General features: G+C 67.9%; 14 protein-coding genes and 1 pseudogene. 8 read left to right on the top strand and 7 right to left on the bottom strand.

Going from position 1 to position 13,112, the window contains the following annotated elements:
* Positions 1–92: 92 nt before the first annotated feature.
* A complete protein-coding gene (locus tag ACWFR4_RS45775) occupies positions 93–500 on the top strand; it encodes a transposase (RefSeq protein ID WP_453657582.1) in 408 nt (135 codons plus the stop codon).
* A 183-nt stretch (positions 501–683) separates the two neighbouring features.
* Here the strand turns inward: ACWFR4_RS45775 and ACWFR4_RS45780 are convergent, their stop codons facing one another.
* Positions 684–1,292 carry a TetR/AcrR family transcriptional regulator gene (locus ACWFR4_RS45780; RefSeq protein ID WP_453657563.1) on the bottom strand — a complete coding sequence of 203 codons (609 nt, stop codon included), beginning with the start codon at positions 1,290–1,292 and terminating at the stop codon, positions 684–686.
* A 57-nt stretch (positions 1,293–1,349) separates the two neighbouring features.
* Here ACWFR4_RS45780 and ACWFR4_RS45785 point away from each other — a divergent pair, with 57 nt between their 5' ends.
* The 4 genes from ACWFR4_RS45785 to ACWFR4_RS45800 all read left to right on the top strand — a co-directional run bounded on the left by ACWFR4_RS45785 (position 1,350) and on the right by ACWFR4_RS45800 (position 5,142).
* The gene (locus ACWFR4_RS45785) at positions 1,350–2,249 is read left to right on the top strand and encodes an alpha/beta fold hydrolase (RefSeq protein WP_453657565.1); all 900 of its coding nucleotides are present in this window, start codon (positions 1,350–1,352) and stop codon (positions 2,247–2,249) included.
* Between the two features lie 1,383 nt (positions 2,250–3,632).
* The gene (locus tag ACWFR4_RS45790; RefSeq protein WP_453657567.1) at positions 3,633–4,157 is read left to right on the top strand and encodes an allene oxide cyclase barrel-like domain-containing protein; all 525 of its coding nucleotides are present in this window, start codon (positions 3,633–3,635) and stop codon (positions 4,155–4,157) included.
* Positions 4,158–4,329: 172 nt separating this feature from the next.
* Positions 4,330–4,476, top strand: a complete 147-nt coding sequence (locus ACWFR4_RS45795; RefSeq protein ID WP_453657569.1) for a hypothetical protein — start codon at positions 4,330–4,332, stop codon at positions 4,474–4,476.
* A gap of 15 nt (positions 4,477–4,491) precedes the next feature.
* On the top strand, positions 4,492–5,142 hold the full coding sequence (locus ACWFR4_RS45800; RefSeq protein WP_453657584.1) for a Ku protein: 651 nt from the start codon (positions 4,492–4,494) through the stop codon (positions 5,140–5,142).
* 128 nt (positions 5,143–5,270) lie between these two features.
* On the opposite strand, the gene ACWFR4_RS45805 is transcribed toward ACWFR4_RS45800, so the two are convergent.
* Positions 5,271–5,462, bottom strand: coding sequence for a DUF6381 family protein (locus ACWFR4_RS45805; protein ID WP_453657571.1), 192 nt, complete (start codon positions 5,460–5,462; stop codon positions 5,271–5,273).
* 34 nt (positions 5,463–5,496) lie between these two features.
* Here ACWFR4_RS45805 and ACWFR4_RS45810 point away from each other — a divergent pair.
* Positions 5,497–5,763 (top strand): annotated as a pseudogene (locus tag ACWFR4_RS45810) (integrase core domain-containing protein); the annotation flags it as partial.
* Between the two features lie 460 nt (positions 5,764–6,223).
* Positions 6,224–7,450, top strand: coding sequence for an IS110 family transposase (locus ACWFR4_RS45815; protein ID WP_453657573.1), 1,227 nt, complete (start codon positions 6,224–6,226; stop codon positions 7,448–7,450).
* Between the two features lie 435 nt (positions 7,451–7,885).
* Here the strand turns inward: ACWFR4_RS45815 and ACWFR4_RS45820 are convergent, their stop codons facing one another.
* The 3 genes from ACWFR4_RS45820 to ACWFR4_RS45830 all read right to left on the bottom strand — a co-directional run bounded on the left by ACWFR4_RS45820 (position 7,886) and on the right by ACWFR4_RS45830 (position 9,680).
* Positions 7,886–8,488, bottom strand: coding sequence for a VOC family protein (locus tag ACWFR4_RS45820; protein WP_453657575.1), 603 nt, complete (start codon positions 8,486–8,488; stop codon positions 7,886–7,888).
* Complete coding sequence (locus tag ACWFR4_RS45825) at positions 8,469–8,693, bottom strand: hypothetical protein (protein ID WP_453657577.1); 225 nt, start codon at positions 8,691–8,693, stop codon at positions 8,469–8,471. The genes ACWFR4_RS45820 and ACWFR4_RS45825 overlap by 20 nt, the downstream gene beginning before the upstream one ends.
* A 186-nt stretch (positions 8,694–8,879) precedes the next feature.
* Entirely contained in the window at positions 8,880–9,680 is an 801-nt protein-coding gene (locus ACWFR4_RS45830; protein WP_329567594.1) for a helix-turn-helix transcriptional regulator, read from the bottom strand.
* Between the two features lie 110 nt (positions 9,681–9,790).
* Here ACWFR4_RS45830 and ACWFR4_RS45835 point away from each other — a divergent pair, with 110 nt between their 5' ends.
* The gene (locus ACWFR4_RS45835; RefSeq protein ID WP_326715588.1) at positions 9,791–10,528 is read left to right on the top strand and encodes an SDR family oxidoreductase; all 738 of its coding nucleotides are present in this window, start codon (positions 9,791–9,793) and stop codon (positions 10,526–10,528) included.
* Between the two features lie 535 nt (positions 10,529–11,063).
* Here ACWFR4_RS45835 and ACWFR4_RS45840 read toward each other — a convergent pair.
* Entirely contained in the window at positions 11,064–12,686 is a 1,623-nt protein-coding gene (locus tag ACWFR4_RS45840; protein WP_453657580.1) for an IS4 family transposase, read from the bottom strand.
* A 139-nt stretch (positions 12,687–12,825) separates the two neighbouring features.
* Entirely contained in the window at positions 12,826–13,077 is a 252-nt protein-coding gene (locus ACWFR4_RS45845) for a hypothetical protein (protein WP_453657586.1), read from the bottom strand.
* Positions 13,078–13,112 lie beyond the last annotated feature (35 nt).

Here is a 13,112-nt window from a genome sequence, read left to right on the forward strand (position 1 = left end):
GCATCCCCTACGACGAGACCATCGCCTTTCCCACCCAACCCCAGACCGTCCTCGCAACCGCCGCTTGACTCCTTAACCGCATCGGATGTCTGATCTGCGACGGGAAGGGCACTCCGCTCCACGTCATCACGACTGCGGCGAACGTCAACGACATCACGCAGACTCTCGCCCTCGTCGACGGCATCCCGCCGGTGGCCGGGCGTCCGGGCCGTCCCCGCCGGCGCCCCGAGTCAATCCTGGGCGACAAGGCGTACGACTCCCGGGTAGTCCGCCGTGAACTGCGCACGCGCCGGATCATGCCGGTCATCTCCCGCAAGGGCGCCCCGAACATCAAGGGCTTGGGCAAACTCCGCTATGTCGTCGAGCAGGCCTTCGCCCTCCTCCACCAGTTCAAACGCCTCGCCATCCGATGGGAACGACGCCTCGAACTCTACGACGCCTTCGTCTCCCTGGCATGCAGCCTCATCTGCTGGCGACGCCTCAAGAAGGCACACTCATGATCCTTTTACGAGCTTCAAGTGCCCGAAGACCGAGGCGGCCCAGGTCAGCTTCTTCCCCCGGTGGGACGATTTCGTCGCCCGGGTCGGCTCAGCCCCCATGAGGGCTGGGTCGAGTCACTTCCTGCTGAGCCGCCGGCTGCCCCAAGGTCTCTGCAGATCCATTGGTGACGGAGTCGTTCCCTTCTATCGCGGCCCCGACGGTTCGGCCGGTCGATACGTCAGAGCCTTGGCATTCCTGGCGGCGGCTGCCGCGACGGTTGCCAGGTCTTCGCCCGAGAACCCGGCGCGGCTCAGCACCGCCAGAGATTTGTTCGTCGCCAGCGTGCACAACGCCAGCTCTGCCGCCTCCTGCTCACCGGCCCCCGTCGCCAGCAACGCCTGCTCCAGCCTCGCCCGCAAACCGTCGATCATGGCGCGGACCATCGCCCGGCCCTCCGCGTCAAGCGCCGGGAACTGCGTTGCCGACACCGTGAGCAGGCAGCCATCCGGGACTGTCGGGTCGGCGATACGGTTCAGGGCGACCTGCAGGAAGGCGGCCACAACGGCGCTCGGGCTCGGGTGGGGGCCGGACAGTGCCTGCTCGTACAGCGGGTGGTAGGTCTGCGCGTACCGTTGGAGGCTTTTGCGAAAGAGGGCGCTCTTGTCGCCGAAGGTGCCGTAGAGCGAGCCCCGGCCCAGGCCCGTGCCTTCGGTCAGGCGATCGATCGAGGCCTCCGAATAACCCCAGCGCCAGAAGATGTGCATCGCGCGTCGTAGCGCCTCGTCCACGTCGAATTGCTTGCGGCCTGCCATGGTCTGTCAGCGTACACATCTTGTACCGATCATTCAAAGATGCGTATGGTCGTCGGCATGACAAGCTTGCGTTCGCTGCGACTGCCTGACGGATTCCTTGACGTCTTCACCAGCCGGCTCGTGGAGGTGAACGGGCTGCGGCTGCACGCGGTCACCGGTGGGGACGGCCCGGCGCTGCTGCTGATCGGCGGGTGGCCCCAGACCTGGTACGCCTGGCGGGAAGTGATGCCCGCGCTCGCCCGCCAGCACACCGTCGTCGCCGTCGACTCGCGCGGCGCCGGGCTCTCCGACAAGCCCGACGACGGGTACGACGCCGGCACGCTCGCCGCCGATCTGGTCGCGTTGATGGCCGCGCTCGGGCACGACCGGTTCGACGTGGCCGGCCACGACATCGGCACGTGGACCGGATACGCCCTCGCCGCCGATCACCCCGAGCGGGTGGGCCGGCTCGCCATCCTCGAAGCAGTGATCCCCGGTCTCACGCCGTCCCCACCGTTCTTCGGCCCGGCCGCGGTCAACCTGAAGCTCTGGCAGTTCGGCTTCAACCGGCTCACCGACCTCAACGAGGAACTGGTCCGGGGACGGGAGCGGCTCTTCTTCGGCTGGCAGTTCGCCACCAAGGCCGCCACGCGGACCGCGATCCCCGCGTACGCCGTCGACGTCTACGTCGACGCGATCGCCGCGGATCCTCGCGCGCTGCGGGCGAGCTTCGCGTACTACCGGGCGCTGGACGAGACAATCGCGCAGAACGAGCAGCGCAGCAAGACCCGGCTGACGCTGCCGGTGCTCGCCGTCGGCGGCGCGCTGTGGAGCGGCGCGAATGCCGCCCAGACGATGCGGCTGGCGGCCGACGACGTCACGGGGGTCGTCCTCGACGACTGCGGCCATTACCCGGCCGAGGAGCAGCCGGCGCGGTTTGTCGAGATCCTGGAGGACTTCCTCGTGGCCAACCGGTAGCAGGCACGCCACACGGCTGAACTTCGCGAACGACAGCCGGAGCTTCACAAACTCCGCTACGTCGTCGAGCAGGCCTTCGCCCTCCTCCACCAGTTCAAACGCCTCGCCATCCGATGGGAACGACGCCTCGAACTCCACGACGCCTTCGTCTCCCTGGCATGCAGCCTCATCTGCTGGCGATGCCTCAAGAGGGCCCACCCATGATCCTGTTTACGAGCTCGAATTCCCCGGCGATCCAGCCGTGTGCCCGGGCGAGGATCAGCCTCATCCTCAACACCACCCCGATACGGAAACGGAAAAGGCCCAGCACGCGGATTGCGTACCGGACCCTTCTGTAAACCGGCGGGGGCGGGGCCGGGTGAATCCCACCCCCGCCCCGCCACTCTCTGCCTCATACCCCCTCAACCGAAACGGCGAGGCTAGACAGAGAGTGATTCATCACGGATGTTCCAGACAGCCTTCACTCCCAGCTGGTGCTCGCATCCGGCACCTTCCCAGGACTGTGTGAAGTCCTCAACTTCTTGCACGGAAGAAGTCTGCCCTGTCCGCCTGCGCTGGACAGTCGGCTCGATGCCTCTGAGACGTTGCTGAAAGTCGGTCTGCAGTCGGTCCAATGTATTGAGAAAGTCCTTCAGATAAGGCAGTTCCTGATGCACTCTTTCTCGTTGCAAGCTGCTCTCCTGGGGAGCGTTCAGGTGGGTGCGCGTTGAAGTGGAAGCGCTGGGGTGTGCTGGGGGCACGGTAGGACTGGTAGCGCAGGCACAGCTTCGGTGGGTGCTGGACTCGGCGAAAGGAAACGACGTATCTGCTGTCACGCCCTCACAACGATCTTGCTCGGCGCCAGAAACGAGGCATTCGGGTGACTTGCCGCAAATGTCCGCCGCCCTGACCGCAGCCAGGGCGGCTTCAAGTTCCCGGTAGGGGCGGGCTGTCGGTGATGCCCCAGATCCAGATGGCGTGTTCGGGTGCGTCCCGGATCGCTCGGGTGGTCCTGGCGATGTTGTCCGCTGCCAGCAGCCCCAGCCCGCCGATGGCCAGTAACCTGCGGAACTCCATCCCGGAACCCAACCCGCAAAACTTTCAAAACAAAAAGAAGCACCAACAAGAAAGAAGGGGCGCGGGCCCGATGCGGAATCCTCAACACCACCCCGATACGGAGGCAGAAAAGGGCCCGCACGCGGAGCCGATGCCAAACCCGCAAAACGGCCACATGCAGAAACAGAAAAAGGGGGCCGGTGTCGGGCGGGCCGTCTCTCGTCCCGGGTTGGTCCGACTGGTCGGATCTTCCGGTGGGTCGCGCCGGGACGTTCCGGGCGGCGGCAGAGCCGAGGTTATGAATGCGTCACCTGACCATCCATGAGCATCAACCTCAGGAGCCACACGATGCGCCCCATCAGAGCAGCCTGCCTCGGCACGTCCACTGCCCTGGTCACCCTTCTCGCCTGCGCCCCTGTCGCGGCCGCCGCGACGGACACCGATTCCGCCCACGCCAAGGGCAAAGACCGGGTCATCACAGTCATCGGCCACCTCGATCAGCAGACCCGCTTCCCGGTCAACCCCGGCGGCCCCGCCGCCCAGGGCGATCGGACCGCCTTCCGCTCGATCCTCAAGGATAAGTACGACAAAAAGGTGGTCGGCGAGACCAATGGCACCTGCACCACCACCCGGGCCGACGACGGCGGAGCGGAGGTGTGCGTCGTGACCTACAGCCTCCCGGGCGGCCAGCTCACCGTGCAGGGGACGCTCTTCGGCATCCTCACCGCCCAGGGCCTCCCGACGATCCCTCCCCCCTCGTTCGACAACGCGATCACCGGCGGCACCGGGAAATTCGACCGGGCTCGTGGTCAGGTCCACGCCGACACGATCGGTATGGGCATCAGGCGCTTCACGATCGACCTCGACCGCTGACTGGCCCTGCCCCCGCCCGGTAAGAAGCCTGGCGGGGGCTCCTTTGCCTGACACAGCTCTCGGCAGTCCGATCCCAGACGTCGCGCAGGGTGGACTTTGGGCCCGGGGCACGTCGGTGATTGATCAGCTCGGCCGAGGTACACCCTGCGCGGTGGCGATGGACGCTTAAGGCATGAGGGCCCTGTGGTCCAGCGTGATCCAGTTCGGGCCGGCCGTGCTGCCCGTGAAGCTGTTCCCGGCGACCGAGGAGCACCAGGTGCGGCTGCGGGAGATCCACGCCGCGGACAACGGCAGGGTGCAGCACCCGCGGCTGTGTTAAGCCGAGGACCGTGAGATCCCGTACGAGGAGGCCGGGCGCGGCTGGGAGCTGCCCGACGGACAGCTAGTGCCGCTGAGCGGTCAGGACCTGGAGCGTCGGCCGCTTGCGACCAGGCACGTCGTGGAGGTACTCGGTTTCGTGCCGGGGCAGGTCATCGACCCGATCTCGTACAGCAGGCCGTACTACATCGGGCCCCGCCGGCCGTCGGCCGAGCGGCCGTATGCGCTGCTCGTCGAAGCGCTCGCGCGCACCGGACAGGTCGGCGTGTGCAAGGTCGCCGTCCGCTCCCGGGAACGGATCGCACTGCTGCGGCCACGCCACGGCATGCTCATCCTCCAGACGCTGCTCTGGCAGGTCGAACTGCGCGATCCGGGGGACCTCGCCCCCTGCGCACCGGTCACCGACCGGGAGCTGGAGCTCGTCGAGGTGCTGATGCGCGAATGCACGGGACTCGAGGTTGGCCAGCTCCAAGGCGAGTACCGTCACGCGTTTGAGCAGCTGGTCGAGGCGAAGATGTCCGGCGGCCAGCCGGCCACGCCGACCGAGCCCGGGCCGCGCGGTGGACTTGATGGCCGCACTGGAGGAGGCGGTGCGAGCCGCACGCGCGCACCAGGGCGGCTGAGTGGCTGGCGGGACGGCCCGGCGGTACTGCCGGAAGTGCGGTGATCCTTTGCCGGTGTCGTAGGCGGCGCAGGCGTTGTTCTTGAGCAAAGACAGCAGTGACCGGCCGGGGGCCTCTCGCGTGCCAAAAGGGGCCACGGAGGCCGGCCACCGGCCGGCGTCTGCGCTCGGAACTACCGGGACGACACCGTCGGGTCGGTGTCCCGCTTGCCCGAACCGCCTGCATGCTCGCTCTGCTCCTTGAGCTGGCGGGCCTTGTCCTTCAGACGCTGACGCTCCTGCGGGTCAGTGGCACGTTCCGCGGCCTGTTCCAGGTCCCGAGCACGCATCTGCTGGGCACGACCGGACTCACCTGCAACGCTCATGATCACTCCTTGGGTGATGGGGAAGAGCGGGCCACACCAGAGAAACAGGCCCCGACACCCCCTGCATCTCGATCAATCACCCACTGTTATCTACGCAGTTGGAAGAGCCCACGCGGAACGACTTGCGTGCCGGACCCTGCTCGACGAATGGGCCTACCTCCGCCCCTACACCAGCAATAGCGAACGAAGCGCAGCCCTGACAGACTTCCTCCACACCTACAACCACCACCGATGCCACACCGCACTCGCAGGCAAGCCCCCCATCAGCCGCGCAAACAACGCTTCAGGGCAATACAGCTAGCCGCCCACCGCCGGTGCCGCCCGGACCTTCGTGCCATCCGCGCGCACGTACTCCCTCACATGCACCACTAGCTACTCCCCCGTCCAAGCCCCGCGCGCCCCTACGCCCACGGGACCCACCAGGAAAACAGCCACCACTGACAACACATCCGCAGTTTCCGAGGTTGTGGTTCTCAGGCACCAGATCCGGTCACGGCCTGAGCCCGCGCACCCGCCGCGCCTAATGGGATGTGCCGGGTCGCAGAGACTCGGTGCAGTAGCCACCAGCAGGTGAGCACTCTCCGCGCCGGAAGCATTCGACTTCTGAGGTCAGACCGTGCCCCTGCTGGTCGGCCGGGAGGCCAGACCGTTGATGGGGTGGCGTGCCCGCCCCACGGGGCGTGAGCACTGGATCCATTAGGCCGCGTGCCGCGCCTTCCGCAGGCTGCACAGGAAGCGAAGTACCTGATCTGGAGGACGAGTTGCTGCTGATCGGCAATGACTGGGCCGAAGACCACCATGACGTCGAGGTCCAGGACGACGCAGGCCGGAAACTGGCCGCCGCGAGGCTGCCCGAGGGCGCGGAGGGGATCGCGAAGCTGCACGAGCTCGTCGCCCGGCACGGCGGAGAGGGCCTGGATGCCGCTGGGGTCGTGATCGGGATCGAGACCGACCGCGGCTCGTGGGTGCAGGCCCTGATCGCCTCCGGCTACCAGGTCTACGCGATCAACCCGCGGCAGGCCGCCCGCTTCAAGGAGCGGTACGCCTCCTCCGGCGCCAAGAGCGACAAGGGCGACGCGCACGCGCTCGCGGACATGGTCCGCATCGACCGCGACCAGCTGCGGCCGATCGCCGGCGACAGCGAGCAGGCCCAGGCCGTCAAGGTCGTCGCCCGTGCCCACCAGAGTCTGATCTGGGAACGCACTCGCACCTTCCAGCGACTGCGCAGCACACTGCGTGAGTACTATCCCGCCGCTCTGAATGCCTACGCTGACCTCACACTGACCAGTACAGACGCACTGGAACTGCTGATCAAGGCCCCTACCCCGGCAGCCGGGGCGAAGCTGACCCGCACGCAGATCACCGCCGTGCTGGCACGCGCCCGGCGCCATCACCGGGATGCGAAAGCGGCCACGATCCAGACCGCGCTGCGCGAGCGGCAGCTCGGCCTGCCCGAGACCGTCACAGCCGCCTACGCGGCCACCGCCCAGGCTCACGCCCGCCTACTGATCGCGCTGAACGAGCAGATAACCGGGCTGGAGGAGCAGGTGAAGGCCCATTTTCTCGCGCACCCGGACGCTGAGATCTACCTCTCGATGCCCGGCATCGCAGAGATCACCGGCGCCCGGGTGCTCGCCGAGTTCGGTGACGATCCCACCCGATACGCCTCCGCGAAAGCCCGCAAGAACTACGCCGGCACCAGCCCGATCACCCGGGCCTCCGGCAAGAGCCACACCGTCCAGGCTCGCTACGTCCGCAACAACCGCCTCGCCGACGCGTTGCAGACCCAGGCGTTCTCCGCCCTGCGAGCCTCGCCCGGCGCCCGCCGCTACTACGACAAGCAACGCGCCCGCGAGGCCGGCTACAACCCGGCCCTCCGACAGGTTGGCAACCGCCTCGTCGGCATCCTCCACGGATGCCTCAAAGCCCGAACCCGTTACGACGAAGCGACCGCCTGGTCGCACCACGTGCACCTCCATGCCGCTTGACCTGAAACGACATGGGGTGTCTGACCTGCCAGCGACCTTCTTGCTGCACGCCGCGATCTCGACGCCGCGTACGCCGCCGTCGCGGCACTGTCCCGGACACTGCCCTGGTCTGTGGAGCCGGTCGAGAACGGCATCGCCGCGACCGGCCACGGCCCCCACGACATCGCGCGGTCGCCGACCACGGGCTACACGGAACAGGACGCCGTCGAGGTTGCCCGACTCAAGGCGGGCGTCATGCGCCTCGCCACGTCACCGAAGGTTGAGCGCGCTGCTCAGAGCTGGGGCCCGGCTGGGTGCGGTAGTCAGCGTGCGCGGAGCGAGCACGTCGCCGACCTCCGAGGCGACCGTGCCCCCGTGAGCCGAAGAACGATAGTTGGCACGTGCGGGACTTGGTGACCTGGCCGTTGTGGGATGCCAAAGCACGTTGGTTGTCAGTCAGTTGATGTCGAACTCGTTCCCTTCGGGGTCCTTCATTCCGACCGCGTAGTGGTCGATACCTTCCTCGTACATGACAACGGTGATGATGGCACCCAAGCCCATCAGGCGGTCGGCTTCGGCGTCCACTCGCTTCTTCCGCGTCTCGATCGGGTCCGTCCGGTCGCCGCTGGCGTGGATGTCGATGTGCAGCCGGTTCTTCTCGGCCTTCGCGTCCGGGACCGCATGGAACCAGATGGCCGGTCCACCGCCCTGCGGGTCGCTGATCCGGTCCGCGCCGCCGGTCAACGCTTCTTCGGGCAGCCCCAGGTCACGGTAGTAGTCGTCCCATGTAGCGAAACCGGACGGGGGCGGCGCGAGTTCATAGCCCAGTGCGGCGGCCCAGAAGTGGGCCTGTCGGTCGGGATCGGCGCAGTCGATCACCAGCTGGTAGCGAACAGACATCGGAATTCCTTTCTCGGCCGCACAACTCAACCCGCCATCCTGCCAGTTGCGAGACAAGAGCCGCCTCGCCCCTGGAGAGCCACGCACCGACGCGAAGTGACAACCATCGCGCTTCGGCTCACCCCGCACGGGAAATCGCTCAACCTTCGCTGCGGTCACGTCGACAGGATGTTGGGGGCACGGCGCGGGTCAGGGGTTCGAGGTCGCCGTAGAGGGCGGAGTACAGGGCGGCGGCCAGTTCGCGGGCCCGTCCTTCGCTGTCCACGTCGCACAGGACGAAGTCGACGGGGCCGGCGGAGGAGTCGGAGCGGATCTCCCGGGAGCGGATGAGGCGGACGACGGCCTCGCGCACCGCGTTGTACACGCGGTGTCGATGGCGTGCTTTGGGTCAGGTGCCCGAGCCCCCGCAGCAGGCCGCGGGCGGCGCCTTCGATGCGCTGGGCCTCGACGGCGTCGGGTGACCCCGAGGATAGATGTATACAACCGAAAGTATATATATGCCGCGGGCAACCATCCAGTTGGGGCCCCTGCTCCCGGCGACCGCGTGGCCCTACTCCCCCGACCCGCCCGTCTCCGCGTAGATCACCAGCGTCCGCTCCGGCTGTCCGGCCACGTGGAACGCGGTGTAGTCGTACGTGACCACGCCGCGCCCCGGACTCCGCAGCCGCTTGCGCCCGCCCCGGCGCGCCTCGACCTCGAACCGGGGCCACCAGTCCCGTACTTCGGGGCTGCCCTCGTGGAGTTCGTCGACGAGTCGCGCGTAGCGGGGATCGCCCGGATGCCCGCCGGCCAGCGTGCGCACCCGGGCGAGCAGGCCCCGCGCCTCGGGCTCCCAGTCGACCAGCACCTCCCGCGCCAGGGGCTCCAGAAAGACCCAGCGCACGAAGTTGGGCCGCCTGCCGTCCTCGGTGACCAGGCGCGGGAACACCTCTTCCGTCGCTCCGTTGTGACTGAGCACGTCGTACGTGCCGTCGATGACGTACGCGGGATGCGGCTGGAGCAGCAGCGGGACGGCTGCGACCTCCGGGGCGAGCGGCTCCACGTCGGGGATGTCGGCCGCCGGCGCGCGCCCGGCGAGCTGGAACAGGTGGTCGCGCTCGTGCGGTGCGAGCCGCAGGGCCGTGGCGAGCGCGTCCAGGACCTGGTCGGAGGCGCGGATCTCGCGGCCCTGTTCCAGGTACGTGTACCAAGTGGCGCTCATCCCTGCGAGCAGGGCCAGCTCCTCCCGCCGCAGCCCCGGGGTCCGGCGCCGGCCGGTCGACGGCAGCCCCGCCTCGACCGGCGTGATCCGCGCCCGGCGGCTGCGCAGGAACGCACCGAGTTCACGACGTCGCTCCGCCGTCTCGGACATGGTCCTACCACCTCTGGTTCCAGAATAAATGGGCTCTGGATACCAGGCTAAAGCCGGACCACACTGACAGAGAAGCCGGAGCAGAACCGGCAAGAAGTGAGGAGAAGGCGATGTCAGGCATCACGGGCAAGGTCGTGGCCATCACGGGGGCGAGCAGCGGCATCGGCGAGGCGACCGCACTGCTGCTCGCCGAGCGCGGAGCGCGCCTCGTCCTCGGAGCACGCCGCTCGGAGCGGCTGGAGGAACTGGTCGCACGCATCGAGAAGGCCGGCGGCGAGGCCGTGCAGATCCGTACGGACGTGACCCGCCTCGACGACGTACGCGCCCTGGTCGGGCTCGCGGGCGAGCGGTTCGGCCGACTCGACGTGCTCATCAGCAATGCCGGGGTGGGCACCATCTCGCCCCTGGACGATCTGCGCACCGCCGAGTGGGACCACATGGTCGACGTCAACATCAAGGGCGTCCTGCACGGCATCGGCGCCGCACTGCCCGTCTTCCGGGCCCAGGGCGGCGGCCACTTCGTCACGACGGCGTCCACGGCCGCGTTCCGCGTCGCACCGGCGATGGCCGTCTACGCAGGAACGAAGATCGCGGTGCGGGCCATCTGCGAGGGCCTGCGCCAGGAGGCGGGTCCCACGGTACGGGTGAGCACCGTCTCGCCCGGGGTGATCGACACGGACTTCCCCGAGGCGTCGACGAACGAGCGGGTCCGCGCCGAGATCGCCGGGATGCGGGACCGGGTCGCGATCCCGCCCTCGGCGATCGCCCGGGCCATCGCATTCGCGATCGAGCAGCCCGCCGACGTGGACGTCAACGAGATCGTCGTCCGGCCGACCGCGCAGACCTGAGCGGCGCACCCCTGCCGAAGACGTGCCGCGGGTCTCGGGCGATCGACGTATCCGACCCGCCCGACGCACCCACCGGCTCCGACGCGGTGGGGTTGTCCGAGTGCGTACAGGCACGGGAGAGAGTTGTGACCTGTCGATTTCCGACCCGTGAGGGAGGGCGTACTGCGGGACGCTGCGCGTGCACGAATTGGCCCGCCATGTCGGCGAACTTCTGCTCGTCCAACTCTCTCCGCCCTCCCTCTGTCCGGCACCGCTCGGCGGCCGGCCCCCAGCGACTTCCACAAGTACTGCACCCAGCAGACCGGTGCCGGGCTCGACCCCAGGTGGGCCTATCGGTCAGGACCGATCCGCTGCACGTGTGGCACCAGGAAGTCGTGGCCCCTGGCCATGCCGCAGGTTACGACGGGGTCATCAACGACTACTTCCTCGTGCGCACCGCCAAGTTCACTCCGCGCGGGACTCTGTCCGACGAGCAGCTTGCTGCGAAGAACATCAGCGGTGTCAACGACCCGGGACTGAAAGCAATGCCGCGTAGTTAAGCGGGGATGGTGGTTGTCGAGTCGAGTGAGTCTCCTGGCGTTTTGGCCCACTGGGGGTGGAGTCGGTAGCGGCCTCGGCCTGATCTGACCAGGAACTTTTGCGTGATCCATTGCCCCATCTGTGCGGAGAGGCTGCGGAGGTGGCCGATTTCGAGGGCGTCGGCGATCTGCCGGGCAGTCCAGTCCTGGCCGGGATCGGCTGCCGCCAGGAGTCGGAAGACGTGGGCGCGTCGGTCGGTGTTGGTGGGAGACGGCGGCAGGGCGGTGGGCTGCTTGGCGGCAGCGAGCACGGTGATGCCCAGACGGGTGAGGGAACGGCTGGTCAGCGGCCGTGTCTCATGCGGCGTGGTGCCGTAACGGGACATCGGGCACTTCACCTTGCGTGCACTGATCCGGGGGCGGCGGGCCGGCAGCGGATCGGCCAGGACGGCCGTCGCGATGCCTCCGTCGCCGCCGGTGATGTTGGAGGCGTTGATGACCTGGTCTGCGGCGCTCTGGAGAGCGATCGTGAAGCTGAGGCGATCAGGGTCGATGCCGGGGCGAGTTTCGGCCGCGTCGCACATCGCCCGGCGCAGGATCTGGTGGACGGTGAGCCAGGCCCACAGTTCCTGTTCCAGGCCGCAGCGATCGGTGGAGCGCAGGACGCGTCCGGTGAGCAGGGTGTGGCGCAGGGCGAGGAACGCCGACTCGATCTCCCAGCGTTCGTGGTAGAGACGGGCCAACTGTTCGGCGGGGTCGGTGCGGTGGTCGAGCAGGGTGGTGATCAGCATGTAGTGGTCGCCGATCCGGGTGCCGTCGTCACAGGTGGCGGTGATGTCGACGTTGATGATGCGGAAGGTTCGGTCCTGGATCCGGGTCAGGAACGAGCCGTCGGGCAGAGCGGTCCATACGGTCGGCCGACGGCGCGAGTTGAGCCGGATCAGCAGCTGGGCACCGGTGTCAGCGGCCTCGACGAGGAAGTCGTTCCCGGCGAAGGCGCGGTCGGCCAGCAACAGCATCGTGGCGTTCAGCAGGGGAAGGAGTCGCCGGGCGTAGTGGGTCTCGCCCTTGCTGGTGGAGCCGAAGACGGCGCCGAGCAGACCACGGGTGCCGGTCTCGCACAAGGCCATCAGTCGCAGGTGCGGGTACCCCTCCGGGCCATAGCCGGCGTTCAGGATCTTGCCCAGCCAGGCACGGACGCGCGGCTGGTCAGGGGCCCGCAGGGAACTGCAGCCATCGAAAGCGACCGTACGCCACTTCCGGTAGCACACGCCGGGGGTGCAGGGCTGGGCGACCGGCCCCGACACGGCTTCGAACAGCATCTTCAGTGGCGTGACTCCGATCCTGCGCCGCAGGTCACGCAGGGCCTTCTCGCAGGGTCGGACAGGAGCCAGCGGGCCCAGCCCGGCGACCAGCTTGCCCCACACCCCGAGGTAGCCGACGGCCGGAAAGACAGCAAGAGCCAGCACGAAGTACACCCCTACCCGGGAAGGCAGCAGACGCAGCCTGTCCTGCACGGCTCGCGACCTCGCCAGTACGTCGTCGACCAGTTCGAAGGGAAGGTACTGCGTCAACTCCCCGAGATGCCCTGGTGCGAAGACACCCCTCGCAACGGTGATGGTGCGGACGAAACTGGTCATGGCAGACTGCTCGGACAACGGGACCCCTGCTCAGCGTGAAGACCTTGGACGGCTTCACCGCTGTAGCAGAGGTCCCGTTTCCCATATGCATCCCGCCCGCAACGACGGCGCTGATCAAGTTGACGGCCGTGCCCGGTCCTTAACTACGCGGCATTGGGACTGAAAGTCCCGGGCTTGCACAACGGGCACCACTGGCTGTGGTGCTGCGTTTGCGTCCTGACCCACGCCCGCTGTTCGGGGGCGGGTCTGGGGCGGTTGACTGCACCCCGCATCTCCACAACTCTTCCGCACGGTGACGGATGTTGCGGGAGCCGTTCCAGTCCGCGTGTGTAACGACACCGCAGGACCGGCATACGAAGCGGGCCTGACTGGCCCGGTTCGCCTTGTCGATGTGCCCGCATTCGGCGCAGGTGCGGGAGGTGTACG

The organism is Streptomyces sp. NPDC055140 (assembly GCF_053607285.1).